General features: G+C 67.7%; 24 protein-coding genes and 1 pseudogene. All 25 read left to right on the top strand.

The genetic code is table 11. The features are described from left to right. The first annotated feature begins 51 nt into the window (after positions 1–51). On the top strand, positions 52–2,151 hold the full coding sequence (gene fusA, locus ACQEVU_RS47210) for an elongation factor G (protein WP_433336393.1): 2,100 nt from the start codon (positions 52–54) through the stop codon (positions 2,149–2,151). 146 nt (positions 2,152–2,297) lie between these two features. Beyond that, a complete protein-coding gene (gene tuf / locus ACQEVU_RS47205; protein WP_433336391.1) occupies positions 2,298–3,491 on the top strand; it encodes an elongation factor Tu in 1,194 nt (397 codons plus the stop codon). A gap of 323 nt (positions 3,492–3,814) precedes the next feature. Then, complete coding sequence (gene rpsJ, locus ACQEVU_RS47200) at positions 3,815–4,123, top strand: 30S ribosomal protein S10 (protein WP_018347762.1); 309 nt, start codon at positions 3,815–3,817, stop codon at positions 4,121–4,123. Positions 4,124–4,135: 12 nt separating this feature from the next. Next, positions 4,136–4,807: a 50S ribosomal protein L3 gene (gene rplC, locus ACQEVU_RS47195; RefSeq protein ID WP_433336389.1), complete on the top strand. Its 672-nt coding sequence runs from the start codon at positions 4,136–4,138 to the stop codon at positions 4,805–4,807. Beyond that, positions 4,804–5,484, top strand: coding sequence for a 50S ribosomal protein L4 (gene rplD / locus ACQEVU_RS47190; protein WP_433336387.1), 681 nt, complete (start codon positions 4,804–4,806; stop codon positions 5,482–5,484). The genes rplC and rplD overlap by 4 nt, the downstream gene beginning before the upstream one ends. Before the next feature lie 3 nt (positions 5,485–5,487). Continuing rightward, a complete protein-coding gene (rplW, locus tag ACQEVU_RS47185; protein WP_033357665.1) occupies positions 5,488–5,790 on the top strand; it encodes a 50S ribosomal protein L23 in 303 nt (100 codons plus the stop codon). Positions 5,791–5,802: 12 nt separating this feature from the next. After that, positions 5,803–6,642, top strand: coding sequence for a 50S ribosomal protein L2 (gene rplB / locus ACQEVU_RS47180; protein WP_433336385.1), 840 nt, complete (start codon positions 5,803–5,805; stop codon positions 6,640–6,642). 12 nt (positions 6,643–6,654) lie between these two features. Next, complete coding sequence (gene rpsS, locus ACQEVU_RS47175) at positions 6,655–6,936, top strand: 30S ribosomal protein S19 (RefSeq protein WP_190249384.1); 282 nt, start codon at positions 6,655–6,657, stop codon at positions 6,934–6,936. A gap of 32 nt (positions 6,937–6,968) precedes the next feature. Next, positions 6,969–7,418: pseudogene (gene rplV, locus ACQEVU_RS47170) on the top strand (50S ribosomal protein L22); the annotation flags it as partial. 98 nt (positions 7,419–7,516) lie between these two features. Next, positions 7,517–8,374, top strand: coding sequence for a 30S ribosomal protein S3 (rpsC, locus tag ACQEVU_RS47165; RefSeq protein ID WP_433336383.1), 858 nt, complete (start codon positions 7,517–7,519; stop codon positions 8,372–8,374). A gap of 3 nt (positions 8,375–8,377) precedes the next feature. Beyond that, positions 8,378–8,803, top strand: a complete 426-nt coding sequence (gene rplP, locus ACQEVU_RS47160) for a 50S ribosomal protein L16 (RefSeq protein ID WP_190249381.1) — start codon at positions 8,378–8,380, stop codon at positions 8,801–8,803. Continuing rightward, on the top strand, positions 8,803–9,042 hold the full coding sequence (rpmC, locus tag ACQEVU_RS47155; protein ID WP_259859806.1) for a 50S ribosomal protein L29: 240 nt from the start codon (positions 8,803–8,805) through the stop codon (positions 9,040–9,042). The genes rplP and rpmC overlap by 1 nt, the downstream gene beginning before the upstream one ends. A 2-nt stretch (positions 9,043–9,044) precedes the next feature. Further along, positions 9,045–9,329 (top strand): 30S ribosomal protein S17, encoded by a 285-nt coding sequence (rpsQ, locus tag ACQEVU_RS47150; RefSeq protein ID WP_238007611.1) that lies wholly within the window; start codon positions 9,045–9,047, stop codon positions 9,327–9,329. An 83-nt stretch (positions 9,330–9,412) separates the two neighbouring features. Further along, positions 9,413–9,781, top strand: coding sequence for a 50S ribosomal protein L14 (gene rplN / locus ACQEVU_RS47145; RefSeq protein WP_033357657.1), 369 nt, complete (start codon positions 9,413–9,415; stop codon positions 9,779–9,781). 2 nt (positions 9,782–9,783) lie between these two features. Continuing rightward, entirely contained in the window at positions 9,784–10,098 is a 315-nt protein-coding gene (gene rplX, locus ACQEVU_RS47140) for a 50S ribosomal protein L24 (protein ID WP_433336379.1), read from the top strand. Next, positions 10,098–10,661 (top strand): 50S ribosomal protein L5, encoded by a 564-nt coding sequence (gene rplE, locus ACQEVU_RS47135; protein WP_433336377.1) that lies wholly within the window; start codon positions 10,098–10,100, stop codon positions 10,659–10,661. Before rplX ends, rplE begins: the two co-directional genes overlap by 1 nt. A 13-nt stretch (positions 10,662–10,674) precedes the next feature. Then, entirely contained in the window at positions 10,675–10,860 is a 186-nt protein-coding gene (locus ACQEVU_RS47130; RefSeq protein WP_190249376.1) for a type Z 30S ribosomal protein S14, read from the top strand. Between the two features lie 63 nt (positions 10,861–10,923). Next, positions 10,924–11,331: a 30S ribosomal protein S8 gene (rpsH, locus tag ACQEVU_RS47125; RefSeq protein WP_433336375.1), complete on the top strand. Its 408-nt coding sequence runs from the start codon at positions 10,924–10,926 to the stop codon at positions 11,329–11,331. A gap of 13 nt (positions 11,332–11,344) precedes the next feature. Beyond that, positions 11,345–11,887 (top strand): 50S ribosomal protein L6, encoded by a 543-nt coding sequence (gene rplF, locus ACQEVU_RS47120; RefSeq protein WP_433336373.1) that lies wholly within the window; start codon positions 11,345–11,347, stop codon positions 11,885–11,887. Beyond that, positions 11,884–12,279, top strand: a complete 396-nt coding sequence (gene rplR, locus ACQEVU_RS47115; RefSeq protein WP_433336371.1) for a 50S ribosomal protein L18 — start codon at positions 11,884–11,886, stop codon at positions 12,277–12,279. Before rplF ends, rplR begins: the two co-directional genes overlap by 4 nt. Before the next feature lie 15 nt (positions 12,280–12,294). Then, the gene (gene rpsE, locus ACQEVU_RS47110; protein ID WP_433336369.1) at positions 12,295–12,921 is read left to right on the top strand and encodes a 30S ribosomal protein S5; all 627 of its coding nucleotides are present in this window, start codon (positions 12,295–12,297) and stop codon (positions 12,919–12,921) included. Positions 12,922–12,923: 2 nt separating this feature from the next. After that, positions 12,924–13,106 (top strand): 50S ribosomal protein L30, encoded by a 183-nt coding sequence (gene rpmD, locus ACQEVU_RS47105; protein ID WP_432831912.1) that lies wholly within the window; start codon positions 12,924–12,926, stop codon positions 13,104–13,106. Positions 13,107–13,110: 4 nt separating this feature from the next. Then, a complete protein-coding gene (gene rplO, locus ACQEVU_RS47100) occupies positions 13,111–13,569 on the top strand; it encodes a 50S ribosomal protein L15 (protein ID WP_433336366.1) in 459 nt (152 codons plus the stop codon). A gap of 195 nt (positions 13,570–13,764) precedes the next feature. Continuing rightward, positions 13,765–15,102 carry a preprotein translocase subunit SecY gene (gene secY, locus ACQEVU_RS47095; protein ID WP_433336364.1) on the top strand — a complete coding sequence of 446 codons (1,338 nt, stop codon included), beginning with the start codon at positions 13,765–13,767 and terminating at the stop codon, positions 15,100–15,102. Then, a complete protein-coding gene (locus ACQEVU_RS47090; protein WP_433336362.1) occupies positions 15,102–15,755 on the top strand; it encodes an adenylate kinase in 654 nt (217 codons plus the stop codon). The genes secY and ACQEVU_RS47090 overlap by 1 nt, the downstream gene beginning before the upstream one ends. The last annotated feature ends 2 nt before the right edge of the window (positions 15,756–15,757 follow it).

Genomic DNA, 15,757 nt, shown 5'->3' with positions numbered 1-15,757 from the left:
GCTTCCCCAGCTGTGACCAGCACCCGACGAGAGACGAAGTAGGGATTTGTAGTGGCTGCCGCAGACGCCGCCCTCGCCAAGGTCCGCAACATCGGCATCATGGCGCACATCGACGCCGGTAAGACGACGACGACCGAGCGCATCCTCTTCTACACCGGCATCACGTACAAGATCGGCGAGGTCCACGAGGGCGCGGCGGTCATGGACTGGATGGAGCAGGAGCAGGAGCGCGGCATCACCATCACCTCCGCCGCCACCAAGTGCGAGTGGAAGGGCCACACGATCCAGATCATCGACACGCCCGGCCACGTCGACTTCACGGTCGAGGTCGAGCGGTCGCTGCGCGTCCTCGACGGGGCGGTCGCGGTCTACGACGGCGTTGCCGGCGTTGAGCCGCAGACGGAGAACGTGTGGCGGCAGGCGGACAAGTACAACGTCCCGCGCATGTGCTTCGTCAACAAGCTCGACCGCACGGGTGCGGACTTCTTCCGCTGCGTGCAGATGATGGTCGACCGGCTCAACGCCACGCCGCTGGTGCTGCAGATCCCGATCGGGCTCGAGGGCGACCACATCGGCGTCGTGGACCTGCTGGAGATGCGCGCGCTGACCTGGCGCGGCGAGACCCAGAAGGGCGAGGACTACGCCATCGAGGCGATCCCGGACAACCTGGTCGAGCAGGCCAACGAGTACCGGGACAAGCTCCTCGAGACGCTGGCCGAGACGGACGACGACATCATGGTCCGCTACCTCGACGGCGACACGTTCGACGTCAAGGAGCTCAAGGCCGCGATCCGCAAGGCCACGATCGCCGGCAAGCTCAACCCGGTCGTGTGCGGCTCGGCGTTCAAGAACAAGGGCGTGCAGCCCATGCTCGACGCCGTCGTGGACTTCCTGCCCTCCCCGCTGGACATCCCGGCCATCGAGGGCATCGCGACGGACGGCGAGACGCCGCTGCAGCGCAAGCCCTCGGTCGACGAGCCGTTCTCCGGTCTGGCCTTCAAGATCCAGACCGACAAGCACCTCGGCAAGCTCACCTACGTGCGCATCTACTCCGGCACGCTCGACTCCGGCACCCAGGTGGTCAACTCCACCAAGGACCGCAAGGAGCGGATCGGCAAGATCTACCAGATGCACGCGAACAAGCGTGAGGAGCGCAGCAGCGCCGGCGCCGGCGACATCATCGCCGTGCAGGGTCTCAAGCAGACCACCACCGGCGACACGCTGTGCGACCCGGCCAACCCGGTCATCCTCGAGTCGATGACCTTCCCGGAGCCGGTCATCGAGGTGGCGATCGAGCCCAAGACGAAGGCCGACCAGGAGAAGCTGGGCACCGCCATCCAGCGCCTGGCCGAGGAGGACCCGACCTTCCGCGTCAAGAACGACGAGGAGACCGGTCAGACGGTCATCGCCGGCATGGGCGAGCTGCACCTCGACATCCTCGTCGACCGCATGCGGCGCGAGTTCAACGTCGAGGCCAACATCGGCAAGCCGCAGGTGGCCTACCGCGAGACGATCAAGTCGGTCGCGGAGAAGGTCGAGTACACCCACAAGAAGCAGACGGGTGGCTCCGGCCAGTACGCCCGAGTGATCATCAAGCTCGAGCCGCTGGAGACCAGCGCCGACGGCCCCACCTACGAGTTCGTCAACGCGGTCACCGGTGGCCGCATCCCGAAGGAGTTCATCCCTTCGGTCGACGCCGGTGCCCAGGACGCGATGCAGTATGGCGTGCTGGCGGGCTTCCCGCTGGTCGGCATCAAGCTCACGCTGCTGGACGGCCAGTACCACGAGGTCGACTCCTCGGAGATGGCCTTCAAGATCGCCGGCTCGATGGTGCTCAAGGACGCGGCCCGCAGGGCCAACCCCGTGCTGCTCGAGCCCCTGATGGCCGTGGAGGTGACGACGCCGGAGGAAAACATGGGTGACGTCATCGGCGACCTCAACTCCCGGCGTGGCACCATCCAGGCGATGGAGGAGCGCGGCGGTGCCCGCGTCGTCCGCGCCACCGTGCCGTTGTCGGAAATGTTCGGCTACGTCGGCGACCTCCGGTCGAAGACTCAGGGCCGGGCGAGCTACTCGATGCAGTTCGACTCCTACGCCGAGGTTCCCGCGAACGTCGCGAAGGAGATCATCGCGAAGGCGACCGGGGAGTAATCACCCGGTAGTGGCCGCAAGGCTGTGTCAGCGGGGCTGAGGCCTGACTGTTCTGCAGTGAGGTCAGCCAGACCCAAGTCGACAGGGTGCGTCGGCGCTTCCAGCGTCGGCGCACCGCGAACCAAGAAGTCCACAGGAGGACACCAGTGGCGAAGGCGAAGTTCGAGCGGACTAAGCCGCACGTCAACATCGGCACCATCGGTCACATCGACCACGGTAAGACGACGCTGACGGCGGCCATTACCAAGGTGCTGCACGACCGCATGCCGGACGTGAACCCGTACACGCCGTTCGACGAGATCGACAAGGCGCCGGAGGAGAAGGCCCGCGGCATCACGATCTCGATCGCGCACGTCGAGTACCAGACCGAGAACCGGCACTACGCCCACGTGGACTGCCCGGGTCACGCCGACTACATCAAGAACATGATCACCGGTGCCGCGCAGATGGACGGCGCGATCCTGGTGGTGGCGGCGACCGACGGCCCCATGCCGCAGACCCGCGAGCACGTGCTGCTGGCCCGCCAGGTCGGTGTGCCGTACATCGTCGTGGCGCTCAACAAGAGCGACATGGTCGACGACGAGGAGCTCCTCGAGCTGGTTGAGCTCGAGGTCCGCGAGCTGCTGTCGAGCCAGGAGTTCCCGGGCGACGACGCTCCGGTCGTTCGCGTCTCGGCGCTCAAGGCGCTCGAGGGCGACGCGAAGTGGGCCGACGCGCTCATGGAGCTCATGAACGCCGTCGACACCGCGATCCCGCAGCCCGAGCGCGAGACCGAGAAGCCGTTCCTCATGCCCGTTGAGGACGTCTTCACGATCACCGGTCGTGGCACGGTCGTGACCGGTCGCGTCGAGCGCGGCATCCTCAAGCCGAACGAGGAGGTCGAGATCGTTGGCATCAAGGCCAAGTCGATGAAGACCACCTGCACGGCGATCGAGATGTTCCGCAAGATCCTCGACGAGGCGCGCGCCGGCGAGAACGTCGGTCTGCTCCTGCGCGGTATCAAGCGCGAGGACGTCGAGCGCGGCATGGTCGTGGTGAAGCCGGGCAGCAACACCCCGCACACCGAGTTCGAGGCGACGGTCTACATCCTCTCCAAGGAGGAGGGTGGCCGGCACACCCCGTTCTTCCAGAACTACCGTCCGCAGTTCTACTTCCGGACCACGGACGTCACCGGCGTCGTCACGCTGCCCGAGGGCACCGAGATGGTCATGCCGGGCGACAACACCAGCATGTCGGTGCAGCTCATCCAGCCCATCGCGATGGAGGAGAACCTCCGCTTCGCGATTCGCGAGGGTGGCCGTACCGTCGGCGCCGGCCGCGTGACGAAGATCATCAAGTAACACCCAGAGGTACCCCGATTTCACTTTGCCGCAGTACGTGCGGCATAATGGACGGGTTGCGTCGCGGGGCGGTCGAGACTGCTCATTGAGAAGTCTCGACCGCTTCTGCGCGGCGTCGGTCATGTGGCCGGCGCGGATCCCCTCGACTGGGCGTGGCGCGCCCTGGGGTAGGTCTCCACAGCGGAAATCGTCTGCGGCGGAGCCTGGCCCTTGGCCGCGACACGCCCGACCGCGGGGGTCGGACAGACCAATAGGCGGCACCGGACCCTTCGGGGTTTGGCGGGGTTGCAGGGCCCCGCATGAGAGAGGGAACTGAAGCCACCATGGCGGGACAGAAGATCCGCATCCGGCTCAAGGCCTACGACCACGAGGTCGTCGACTCCTCGGCGCGGAAGATCGTCGAGACGGTCACGCGCACCGGGGCCCAGGTCGCGGGCCCGGTGCCGCTGCCCACTGAGATCAACCGCTACTGCGTGATCCGCTCGCCGCACAAGTACAAGGACTCGCGCGAGCACTTCGAGATGCGCACGCACAAGCGTCTGATCGACATCATCGACCCCACCCCGAAGACGGTCGACTCGCTGATGCGGCTCGACCTGCCGGCCGGCGTCGACATCGAGATCAAGCTGTAGGGACTCGGACTTATGGACAGGCAAGTCAAGGGCATCCTGGGTGAGAAGCTCGGCATGACCCAGGTCTGGGACAACGGCAAGGTTGTCCCCGTGACCGTGGTGCAGGCCGGCCCGTGCGTCGTGACCCAGGTGCGCACGCCCGACAACGACGGCTACTCGGCGGTCCAGCTGGCGTGGGGCCAGATCGACCCCCGCAAGGTCAACAAGCCGCGCGCCGGCCACTTCGCCAAGGCGGACGTCGCGCCGCGCCGGCACGTCGTCGAGCTGCGCACCAGCGACGCGGGCGAGTACTCGCTCGGCCAGGAGATCAACGCCGACACGTTCGCCGTCGGGCAGCGCATCGACGTCACCGGCCGCAGCAAGGGCAAGGGCTACGCCGGTGTCATGAAGCGGCACGGCTTCCACGGTCTGCGGGCCAGCCACGGTGTCGAGCGCAAGCACCGCTCGCCCGGCTCGATCGGCGCCTGCGCGACCCCCGGTCGCGTCTTCAAGGGCGTGCGGATGGCCGGTCGCATGGGTGGCGTGCGCTTCACCGTGCAGAACCTGACGATCCAGAAGATCGACGCCGAGGACAACCTGATCCTCGTCAAGGGCGCGATCCCGGGCCCGAAGGGCAGCCTCGTGCTGCTGCGCAGCGCGGCCAAGGTCGAGGCGAAGGCGCAGAAGGGTGGGATCACCAAATGACGACCGTTGACGTTCGCACGGTCTCCGGCGAGACCAACGGCACCGTCGACCTCCCGGACGACATCTTCGACGCGCAGGCCAGCATCCCCCTGATGCACCAGGTCGTCGTGGCCCAGCTCAACGCGGCCCGCCAGGGCACGCACAAGGCCAAGACGCGCGGCGAGGTCGCCGGCGGCGGCAAGAAGCCGTACAAGCAGAAGGGCACCGGTCGCGCCCGCCAGGGCTCGATCCGCGCGCCGCAGTTCACCGGCGGTGGCGTCGTCCACGGCCCGCAGCCGCGGGACTACAGCCAGCGGGTGAACAAGAAGATGAAGGCGGCCGCCCTGCGCGGCGCGCTGTCGGACCGCGCCCGCGAGGGCCGGATCCACGTCGTGGAGACCTTCATCGAGGGCGAGACGCCGAAGACGAAGGGCGCGCTGGCCGTGCTGCGCGGTATCACCGAGGCGCGCCGCGTGCTGGTCGTCCTCGCGCGCGAAGACGAGGCCAACTGGCTGAGCCTGCGCAACGAGCCGTCGGTGCACCTGCTGGTCGCCGACCAGCTCAACACCCACGACGTGCTCCTGTCCGACGAGGTGGTCTTCACGGCCGCGGCGTTGAACGAGTTCCTCGGGGTGCCGGCAGTGCTGTCTGAGAGCGCTGGCGACAGCGACGACGCTGACCGCAACGAGGAGGGCTGAGCAATGGCGACGATCGCCGACCCGCGCGACGTGATCATCCAGCCGGTGGTCTCTGAGAAGAGCTACAGCGAGCTCAACCGCAACTGGTACACGTTCCTGGTGCACCCGGACGCCAACAAGACCGAGATCAAGATCGCGATCCAGCAGATCTTCAACGTCCGCGTCCTGTCGGTCAACACCATCAATCGCGAAGGCAAGCGCAAGCGGACCCGCACGGGTTGGGGCAAGCGCAAGGACACGAAGCGGGCGATGGTGAAGCTCGCCGAGGGTGACCGGATCGAAGCCTTCGGCGGACCGGTCAGCTGAGGGGTATAGACGATGGCTATTCGTAAGTACAAGCCGACGACGCCCGGTCGTCGTGGTTCGAGCGTTGCCGACTTCGCGGAGATCACCCGATCGACGCCGGAGAAGTCGCTGCTCGTCCCGCTGCCGAGCAAGGGCGGCCGCAACGTCCACGGCCGCGTGACCGCGCGCCACCAGGGCGGCGGCCACAAGCGCCAGTACCGGTTGATCGACTTCCGGCGGGCCGACAAGGACGGGATTCCCGCCAAGGTCGCGCACATCGAGTACGACCCCAACCGGACCGCGCGCATCGCCCTGCTGCACTACGCCGACGGCGAGAAGCGCTACATCATCGCCCCGAAGGACCTCAAGCAGGGCGACCAGGTCGAGGCCGGCGCCGGCGCCGACATCAAGCCCGGCAACAACCTGCCGCTGCGCAACATCCCGGTCGGCACCACCGTCCACGCGGTGGAGCTGCGCCCGGGCGGCGGCGCCAAGCTGGCCCGCTCGGCCGGCGTCGGCATCCAGCTGCTGGGCCGCGAGGGTCAGTACGCCACGCTGCGCATGCCCTCGGGCGAGATCCGCCGCGTCGACGTGCACTGCCGCGCGACCGTCGGCGAGATCGGCAACGCCGACCAGTCGAACATCAACTGGGGCAAGGCCGGCCGTATGCGGTGGAAGGGCAAGCGCCCGACCGTCCGTGGTGTCGCGATGAACCCGATCGACCACCCGCACGGTGGTGGTGAGGGTAAGACCTCGGGTGGCCGCCACCCGGTCAACCCGAAGGGCAAGCCGGAGGGCCGCACGCGGCGCAAGGGCCAGCCGAGCGACCGTCTCATCGTCCGTCGGCGTTACGCCACCCGGAAGCGCGGCTAAGGAGCCTGAGCAATGCCTCGCAGCCTGAAGAAGGGCCCGTTCGTTGACGACCACCTGATCAAGAAGGTGGAAGTTCAGAACGCCAAGAACTCCAAGAACGTCATCAAGACCTGGTCGCGCCGCTCGACGATTGTGCCCGAGATGCTCGGCCACACGATCGCCGTCCACGACGGGCGCAAGCACGTTCCCGTTTTCGTGACCGAGGCGATGGTCGGGCACAAGCTCGGCGAGTTCGCGCTGACCCGCACGTTCAAGGGTCACGAGAAGGACGACCGGAAGAGCCGCCGCCGCTAAGGCAGCCGATAAGGAATCAAGAGGATTTCCCGATGCCAACGAAGAGCGAGGCGGCACTGCCCGGTGCGCGGGCGATCGCGCGGCACGTCCGCGTGTCGCCGATGAAGGCGCGCCGCGTGGTGAACCTTGTCCGCGGCCTGCCCGCGCGCGAGGCGCTCACGGTGCTGCAGTTCGCGCCGCAGTCGGCGAGCGAGCCGGTCTACAAGGTGCTCGCCAGCGCCATTGCCAACGCAGAGAACAACGAGCGTCTCGACCCCGATTCGCTCCTGGTCGCCGAGGCCTACGTCGACGAGGGCCCCACGCTCAAGCGGTTCCGGCCGCGGGCGCAGGGCCGGGCGTACCGGATCCGCAAGCGCACCAGCCACATCACGATCGTGGTCGAGAGCGTCCCGGCCGCACAGGCCCGCGCGGCGAAGGCCGGCGTGGCGGCGGCCAAGAAGGCCGCCAAGGCCGTGACGCCCGAGCCGGACGAGACCGACGAGGTCGAGGGTAAGCCCGCGAAGAAGGCCGCCCCCGCCAAGAAGGCTCCGGCAAAGAAGGCGGCAGCCCAGACGGCTGACGCCGAGGAGGAGACCGAGTAATGGGTCAGAAAGTTCACCCGCACGGGTTCCGGCTCGGCATCAGCACCGACTGGAAGTCCCGCTGGTACGCCGACAAGCTCTACAAGGACTACATCGCCGAGGACGTCAAGATCCGTCGGATGATGTCCAAGGGCCTGGAGCGCGCCGGCATCGCCAAGGTCGACATCGAGCGCACCCGCGACCGGGTCCGCGTGGACATCCACACGGCCCGCCCGGGCATCGTCATCGGCCGCAAGGGCGCCGAGGCCGATCGCATCCGCGCCGAGCTCGAGAAGCTCACCGGCAAGCAGGTCCAGCTCAACATCCTCGAGGTGAAGAGCCCCGAGTCGGACGCGCAGCTCGTCGCGCAGGGCGTGGCCGAGCAGCTGTCCAGCCGGGTCAGCTTCCGCCGGGCGATGCGCAAGGCCATGCAGTCGGCGATGAAGAACCCGCTGGTGCGCGGCATCCGGGTCCAGGTCTCGGGCCGCCTCGGCGGCGCCGAGATGAGCCGGACCGAGTTCTACCGCGAGGGTCGCGTGCCGCTGCACTCGCTGCGCGCGAACATCGAGTACGGCTTCTTCGAGGCGCGTACCACCTTCGGCCGCATCGGCGTGAAGGTCTGGATCTACAAGGGCGACGCCGTTCCGGGTCGCGAGGCGCCGGCCGAGGCCGCCGCTCCGCGTGGCCGCCGTGAGCGCGCCGACCGGCCCGAGCGGCCGCGTCGCGGGCGTTCCGGCTCCTCCGGCACGACCGCCGGTGGCACCGAGGCCGGGCGGGCCGCCGCGGCGGCGCACGCCGCCGAGGCCGCCGGCGAGAGCGCCCCGGCTCCGGCCGCCGAGCCGGCCGCCGCTCCGGCAGAGACGCAGCAGGAGGGCTGACGAATGCTGATCCCTCGTAAGCCCCCGAAGGGCTTCCGCAAGCCGCACCACCCGGACCGGCACGGCCCGGCCAAGGGTGGCACCCGCGTGGTCTTCGGCGAGTTCGGTATCCAGGCTCTCGAGCCGGCATACATCACGAACCGTCAGATCGAGGCGGCGCGTATTGCGATGACCCGGCACATCCGCCGTGGTGGCAAGGTCTGGATCACCATCTTCCCGGACCGCTCCATCACCAAGAAGCCGGCCGAGACCCGGATGGGCTCCGGCAAGGGCTCCCCCGAGTGGTGGGTGGCCAACATCAAGCCGGGCCGCATCCTGTTCGAGATGTCCTTCCCGAACGAGCAGATTGCTCGGGAAGCGATGCGCCGCGCGATCCACAAGCTTCCGCTGAAGTGCCGGATCGTCACGCGCGAAGGGGCTGATGTGTGATGGCCGCCGGTATCAAGGCGACCGAGCTGCGTGAGCTGTCCGACGAGGGCCTGGTCGAGAAGCTGCGGGAAGCCAAGGCGGAGCTGTTCAACCTCCGCGTGCAGTCGGCCACGGGCCAGCTGGACAACCACGGGCGCCTGCAGATCATCCGCAGGGACATCGCCCGGATCTACACGATCATGCGCGAGCGCGAGCTGGGTCTTTCGGCTGCGCCCGACGCTGTGGCTGAGGTGGCATGAGCATGAGCGAGCAGACGACCGAGTCGGGCACCGAGGTGCGCGGCCGCCGCAAGGTCCGCGAGGGCCTCGTGGTCAGCGACAAGATGAACAAGACCGTCGTCGTGGCGGTCGAGGACCAGGTCAAGCACCCGCTGTACGGCAAGGTCATGCGCCGCACCAGCAAGCTGAAGGCGCACGACGAGCAGAACGCGTGCGGCATCGGCGACCGCGTGCTGCTCATGGAGACCCGGCCGCTGTCGGCGACCAAGCGCTGGCGGGTCGTGGAGATCCTCGAAAAGGCCAAGTAAGGCCGTCGTTCCGCCAAGCTCGGCATCGACATGTCCGCCTGGACTGGCCGGTGCCGAGAACTGGCAGACATTAGGAGACAAGCGTGATTCAGCAGGAGTCGCGGCTGCGCGTCGCCGACAACACGGGTGCCCGGGAAATCCTGTGCATCCGTGTGCTCGGTGGCTCCGGCCGCCGCTATGCAGGCATCGGCGACATCATCGTGGCCACGGTGAAGGACGCCATTCCGGGCGCCGGCGTGAAGAAGGGCGACGTGGTCAAGGCCGTCGTCGTCCGGACCACGAAGGAGCGGCGCCGGCCGGACGGGTCGTACATCCGCTTCGACGAGAACGCCGCCGTGATCATCAAGGACGGCGGAGACCCGCGCGGTACCCGCATCTTCGGCCCCGTCGGGCGTGAGCTCCGGGACAAGCGTTTCATGAAGATCATTTCGCTCGCGCCGGAGGTGCTGTAGCCATGAAGGTGAAGAAGGGCGACACCGTCCTCGTCATCGCCGGCAAGGACAAGGGCACCCGCGGCAAGGTCCTGACCGCGCTCCCGCGCGAGAACAAGGTCGTCGTGGAGGGCGTGAACCGGGTCAAGAAGCACACCCGGATCCGCACCACCCAGCGGGGCTCGAAGACCGGCGGCATCGTGACGCAGGAAGCCCCCATCCACATCTCGAACGTGATGGTGGTCGACTCGGACGGCCAGGCCACCCGCGTCGGCTCCCGCGAGGACGAGAACGGGCTCAAGGTCCGCGTGTCCCGCCGTAGCGGTAAGGAACTGTGATGACGACCGTCGAGAAGGTGAACCCGCGCCTGAAGCAGCGCTACCGCGACGAGATCGCGGCGGCGATGCAGGAGCAGTTCAAGTACGCCAACGTCATGCAGATCCCCGGCGTGGTGAAGGTTGTCGTCAACATGGGCGTCGGCGAGGCGGCCCGCGACTCGAAGCTGATCGACGGCGCGGTCCGCGACCTGGCCACGATCACCGGCCAGAAGCCGCAGGTCCGCCGGGCGACCAAGTCGATCGCGCAGTTCAAGCTGCGCGAGGGCATGCCGATCGGCGCCAAGGTCACGCTGCGCAACGACCGGATGTGGGAGTTCCTGGACCGGCTGCTGTCCATCGCGCTGCCGCGTATCCGCGACTTCCGCGGCCTGGACGGGCGCAAGCTCGACGGCAACGGCAACTACACGTTCGGTCTCACGGAGCAGTCGGTGTTCCACGAGATCGACCAGGACCGCATCGACCGGCCGCGAGGGATGGACATCACCGTGGTCACCACCGCCCGCACGGACGAGGAAGGTCGCGCGCTGCTCAAGCTGCTCGGCTTCCCTTTCCGTGAGAACTAGGGAGAACTGACCAATGGCGAAGAAGGCTCTCGTCCTCAAGGCCGCCGCGAAGCCCAAGTTCGCGGTGCGCGCGTACACCCGCTGCCAGCGCTGCGGCCGGCCCAAGGCCGTCTACCGCAAGTTCGGTCTGTGCCGCGTGTGCATCCGCGAGATGGCGCACCGTGGCGAACTGCCCGGCGTTTCCAAGGCTTCCTGGTAATCCTCCTTCGCCGCAGGCCCACCGGCACGGTGCGGAACCGCGGCGAGAAAGGCTGACAAACCCATGACCATGACCGACCCGATCGCAGACATGCTGACCCGTCTGCGCAACGCCAACCAGGCGTACCACGACCGGGTGTCGATGCCATATTCGAAGATCAAGGCGAACATCGCCGAGGTGCTCAAGTCCGAGGGCTACGTGTCCGCGTGGCAGGTTCAGGAGCCGGACGAGGGCAAGGTCGGCAAGACCCTTGTCGTCGACCTCAAGTACGGCCAGAACCGCGAGCGCAGCCTCGCCGGCATCCGCCGCGTGTCGAAGCCCGGCCTGCGCGTCTACGCGAAGTCGGTCGACATGCCGCGCGTGCTCGGCGGTCTCGGCGTGGCCATCATCTCGACGTCCCAGGGCCTCCTGACCGACAAGCAGGCCCGCAAGCGAGGGGTGGGCGGGGAAGTCCTCGCCTACGTCTGGTAAGGGAAGGCATCACATGTCTCGAATCGGACGTAAGCCGATCACGGTGCCCGCGGGCGTCGAAGTCAAGATCGACGGCCCGGTCGTCACCGTCAAGGGCCCCAAGGGCGAGCTGTCGCACACCCTCGCCGAGCCGATCACGATCGAGCGGGCCGAGGACGGCACCTACAACGTCGTCCGCCCGAACGACGAGCGGAAGGCCAAGGAGCTGCACGGCCTGTCGCGCACGCTGATCTCCAACATGGTGGTCGGCGTCACCGAGGGCTACCGCAAGAGCCTGGAGATTGCCGGTACCGGTTACCGCGTCACGGCCAAGGGCAGCGACCTCGAGTTTGCGCTCGGGTTCTCGCACCCGGTGCTCGTGACGCCGCCGCCCGGCATCACCTTCACGGTCGAGAAGCCGACGGTGTTCCACATCGCCGGCATCGACAAGCAGCAGGTCGGCGAGGTCGCCGCCAACATCCGCAAGATTCGCCCGCCGGAGCCGTACAAGGGCAAGGGCGTGCGGTACCAGGGCGAGGTCATCCGCCGCAAGGCCGGAAAGGCTGGTAAGAAATGAGCGCCACGCTGCTCAAGCGCCGCAACTCCGGCGGCGTTGCCGCCGCGCGCCGCACGGGGCGTGCTCGCCGGCACTTCCGTATCCGCAAGCACGTCACCGGTACCGCCGAGCGTCCCCGCCTGGTGGTCACCCGTTCCCTGCGGAACATCACCGCGCAGATCGTCGACGACGCCAAGGGTCACACCCTGGCGTCGGCCTCGACGCTCGACGCGACCATCCGTGGCACCGACGGCGACAAGAAGGCGCTGGCCCGCAAGGTGGGCGCCCTCCTGGCCGACCGGGCGAAGGCCGCGGGTGTCGGCAAGGTCGTCTTCGACCGTGGTGGCAACAGGTACGCCGGCCGCATCGCGGCCCTGGCGGACGCCGCCCGCGAAGCCGGACTCGAGTTCTAAGAAGGAGAAACGTTCATGCCTGGTCCTCAGCGCAGGGGCGGCGGGTCCGGTAACACCCAAGAAGGTGGTGGCGGCCGTCGCGAGAATCGTCGCGAGGGTGGCGGCCGCGGCAACGCGCCCGCCGAGAAGACCCCCCACCTCGAGCGGGTCGTCGCGATCAACCGCGTCGCCAAGGTCGTGAAGGGTGGTCGTCGCTTCAGCTTCACCGCCCTGGTCATCGTCGGCGACGGCGACGGCACGGTCGGCGTCGGCTACGGAAAGGCCAAGGAGGTGCCCGCGGCCATCGCCAAGGGCGTCGAGGAGGCCAAGAAGCACTTCTTCAAGGTGCCGCGGCTCGCGGCCACGATCCCGCACCCGGTGATCGGCGAGGACGCGGCCGGCGTGGTGCTGCTCAAGCCGGCCTCCGCCGGTACGGGCGTCATCGCCGGCGGCCCGGTCCGCGCCGTCCTGGAGTGCGCCGGCATCCACGACGTGCTGTCCAAGAGCCTCGGCTCCTCCAACGCCATCAACATCGTCCACGCGACGGTGGCGGCGCTGAAGAAGCTCGAGGCGCCGGAGGCCGTGGCGGCTCGCCGTGGCCTGCCGGTCGAGGACGTCGCCCCGGCGGCCATGTTGGCAGCTCGGGCCGGGGTGGGTGCATAGTTATGGCGCGCCTGAAGGTCACCCAGATCCGGTCCGAGATCGGTTCTAAGCAGAACCAGCGCGAGACGCTGCGATCGCTCGGGCTCAAGCGGATCCGCGACGTGGTCGTCAAGGAGGACCGTCCGGAGATCCGCGGCATGATCCACACCGTGACGCACCTGGTCACCGTGGAAGAGGTGGAGTAATCCGATGACGATCAAGCTGCACCACCTGCGGCCCGCCCCGGGCGCCAAGACCGAGAAGACCCGTGTGGGTCGCGGTGAGGGCTCCAAGGGCAAGACCGCGGGTCGTGGTACCAAGGGCTCCAAGGCCCGCAAGAACATCTCGGCGGCGTTCGAGGGTGGGCAGATGCCCCTCCACATGCGCCTGCCGAAGCTCAAGGGCTTCCGCAACCGCAACCGGATCGAGTTCCAGGTTGTGAATCTTGCACGCCTCGCGGAGCTCTTCCCGCAGGGCGGCGAGGTCGGCGTGGCCGAGCTGGTCGAGGCCGGCGCCGTCCGCAAGGGCGAGCTGGTCAAGGTGCTCGGCGACGGCGAGCTCGGCGGCGTGAAGCTGCAGGTCAGCGCGCACAAGTTCAGCGCGACGGCCAAGGAAAAGATCGAGGCTGCCGGCGGCTCCACCCAGCTGCTCGGCGGCGAAACGGAATAGAGCGCTATCGTGGCGTCCACCGTCTCGGTGGGCGCCACGGCGTGCATCCAAAGCCGGACGTGATGTGCCCCGGACATCCTGTTAGAGTCCGTTGCGCAGTCCACGTCGGACTCATACGTTCGTTAGTGACACCAGTACCACCCGGACCCCACCTCGTCGGCCGAACGAACGGCCGCCTTGCGCAGGAGGATCAAGTTGCTCTCCGCCTTTGTTAGCGCGTTCCGAACGCCTGACCTGCGCAAGAAGATCCTGTTTACATTGCTGATGATCGGCGTGTACCGGCTCGGCGCCACACTGCCCAGCCCGGGCGTGTCGTACGGCAACGTGCAGAAGTGCCTCAACATCGTCGAGAACAGCAAGGACAACCAGGTCTTCACCCTGTTGAACCTGTTCTCTGGTGGGGCGCTGCTCCAGCTGTCGGTGTTCGCGCTGGGCATCATGCCCTACATCACCGCGAGCATCATCCTTCAGCTGCTGACGGTGGTGATCCCGCGCCTCGAGCAGCTCCGCAAGGAGGGCCAGTCCGGCCAGGCGAAGATCACGCAGTACACGCGCTACCTGACCCTCGGCCTCGGCATCCTGCAGGCCTCGGCGTTCGTCGCCCTGGCGCGGTCCGGCCAGCTCTTCGGCGGCGCGTGCGACCAGTCGCAGTACCCGATCATCCCGGACACCGGCAAGCTGCCGATGTGGCTGGTGCTCAGCACGCTGGTCATCACGATGACCGCCGGCACCGGCGTCATCATGTGGCTCGGCGAGCTCGTCACCGACCGCGGCGTCGGCAACGGCATGTCGGTCCTGATCTTCACCTCGATCGCGGCCCGCCTGCCGCTCGAGGGCATCCAGATCTGGCAGGACAACAAGACCACGTTCTTCGTGATCGTCGGCCTGGCCGTCGTGGTCATCGCCTTCGTGGTCTTCCTCGAGCAGGCTCAGCGCCGCATCCCGGTGCAGTACGCGAAGCGCATGATCGGCCGCCGGATGTACGGCGGAACCTCGACCTACATCCCGCTCAAGGTCAACCAGGCGGGCGTCATCCCGGTCATCTTCGCCTCCTCGCTGCTCTACCTGCCGCAGTTGGTCACGTCGTTCGCCGGCTCGGACACGACGAACAAGACCATCCTGTGGATCAACCGTCACATCGTGCCGCAGAACAGCGCCTGGCACATCTCGATCTACTTCGTGCTGATCATCTTCTTCACCTACTTCTACGTGTCCATCACCTTCAACCCGACCGAGGTGGCGGACAACATGCGGAAGTACGGTGGATTCGTCCCCGGCATCCGCCCGGGCAAGCCGACGGCCGAGTATCTTGACTTCATCCTCAGCCGCATCACGCTTCCCGGCGCGCTCTACCTGGGCATCATCTCGATCCTGCCCAACCTGCTCATCGGGATCGTGGGTGGCGGGCAGGCTCTGCAGAACTTCCCGTTCGGTGGCACCGCGGTACTCATTATTGTTGGTGTGGGCCTCGAGACGGTGAAGCAAATCGAGAGCCAGCTGATGCAGCGCAACTACGAAGGGTTCCTCCGGTAGTGAGGCTGGTGCTGGTAGGTCCCCCCGGGGCGGGCAAGGGGACCCAGGCCGAGTACATCGCCGCGCACCTCGCCGTGCCCAAAATCTCCACCGGCGACATCTTCCGGGCCAACGTCGGGCAGGGCACCCCGCTCGGCGTCGAGGCCAAGCGCTACATGGACGCCGGTCAGCTGGTGCCCGACGAGGTCACCATCAACATGGTGTCCGACCGGCTGGCCGAGGGCGACGCCGTCGACGGCTTCCTGCTCGACGGCTTCCCCCGCACCGTGCCGCAGGCCAACGCGCTGGACAAGCTGCTGGCCGACCTGGGCACCGGGCTCGACATCGTGCTCGAGCTGGTCGTGGAGAACGAAGAGGTCATCCGCCGGCTCTCGGGCCGGCGGACCTGCCGCGGCTGCGGGAAGATCTGGCACATCGAGTTCGACGCGCCGACCCACGACGGGGTGTGCGACCGCTGCGGCGGCGAACTGTTCCAGCGCGACGACGACAAGGCCGAGACGATCGCCGAGCGCCTGAAGGTGTACGCCAGGGACACCTCGCCGCTGGTGGACTACTTCGGCGCGCAAGGCAAGCTGGTGGGCATCGACGCCACGGGTCCGGTCGAGGACGTCACCGTGCGCGCGATCGACGCCCTGCGCTCCTACGGCGCCTGACC

It is taken from the genome of Dactylosporangium sp. CA-139066, assembly GCF_050936175.1.
GTDB lineage: Bacteria > Actinomycetota > Actinomycetes > Mycobacteriales > Micromonosporaceae > Dactylosporangium.
The sequence above is the reverse complement of the archived record's forward strand: the minus strand, read 5'-3'. Positions and strand labels throughout refer to the sequence as shown.

Excerpts from the sequence above, each read along its gene's own strand:
- rpsJ (WP_018347762.1), top strand. The coding sequence starts at position 3,815 with ATGGCGGGACAGAAGATCCGCATCCGGCTCAAGGCCTACGACCACGAG.
- rplC (WP_433336389.1), top strand. The coding sequence starts at position 4,136 with ATGGACAGGCAAGTCAAGGGCATCCTGGGTGAGAAGCTCGGCATGACC.
- rplD (WP_433336387.1), top strand. The coding sequence starts at position 4,804 with ATGACGACCGTTGACGTTCGCACGGTCTCCGGCGAGACCAACGGCACC.
- rplW (WP_033357665.1), top strand. The coding sequence starts at position 5,488 with ATGGCGACGATCGCCGACCCGCGCGACGTGATCATCCAGCCGGTGGTC.
- rplB (WP_433336385.1), top strand. The coding sequence starts at position 5,803 with ATGGCTATTCGTAAGTACAAGCCGACGACGCCCGGTCGTCGTGGTTCG.
- rpsS (WP_190249384.1), top strand. The coding sequence starts at position 6,655 with ATGCCTCGCAGCCTGAAGAAGGGCCCGTTCGTTGACGACCACCTGATC.
- rpsC (WP_433336383.1), top strand. The coding sequence starts at position 7,517 with ATGGGTCAGAAAGTTCACCCGCACGGGTTCCGGCTCGGCATCAGCACC.
- rplP (WP_190249381.1), top strand. The coding sequence starts at position 8,378 with ATGCTGATCCCTCGTAAGCCCCCGAAGGGCTTCCGCAAGCCGCACCAC.
- rpmC (WP_259859806.1), top strand. The coding sequence starts at position 8,803 with ATGGCCGCCGGTATCAAGGCGACCGAGCTGCGTGAGCTGTCCGACGAG.
- rpsQ (WP_238007611.1), top strand. The coding sequence starts at position 9,045 with ATGAGCGAGCAGACGACCGAGTCGGGCACCGAGGTGCGCGGCCGCCGC.
- rplX (WP_433336379.1), top strand. The coding sequence starts at position 9,784 with ATGAAGGTGAAGAAGGGCGACACCGTCCTCGTCATCGCCGGCAAGGAC.
- rplE (WP_433336377.1), top strand. The coding sequence starts at position 10,098 with ATGACGACCGTCGAGAAGGTGAACCCGCGCCTGAAGCAGCGCTACCGC.
- ACQEVU_RS47130 (WP_190249376.1), top strand. The coding sequence starts at position 10,675 with ATGGCGAAGAAGGCTCTCGTCCTCAAGGCCGCCGCGAAGCCCAAGTTC.
- rpsH (WP_433336375.1), top strand. The coding sequence starts at position 10,924 with ATGACCATGACCGACCCGATCGCAGACATGCTGACCCGTCTGCGCAAC.
- rplF (WP_433336373.1), top strand. The coding sequence starts at position 11,345 with ATGTCTCGAATCGGACGTAAGCCGATCACGGTGCCCGCGGGCGTCGAA.
- rplR (WP_433336371.1), top strand. The coding sequence starts at position 11,884 with ATGAGCGCCACGCTGCTCAAGCGCCGCAACTCCGGCGGCGTTGCCGCC.
- rpsE (WP_433336369.1), top strand. The coding sequence starts at position 12,295 with ATGCCTGGTCCTCAGCGCAGGGGCGGCGGGTCCGGTAACACCCAAGAA.
- rpmD (WP_432831912.1), top strand. The coding sequence starts at position 12,924 with ATGGCGCGCCTGAAGGTCACCCAGATCCGGTCCGAGATCGGTTCTAAG.
- rplO (WP_433336366.1), top strand. The coding sequence starts at position 13,111 with ATGACGATCAAGCTGCACCACCTGCGGCCCGCCCCGGGCGCCAAGACC.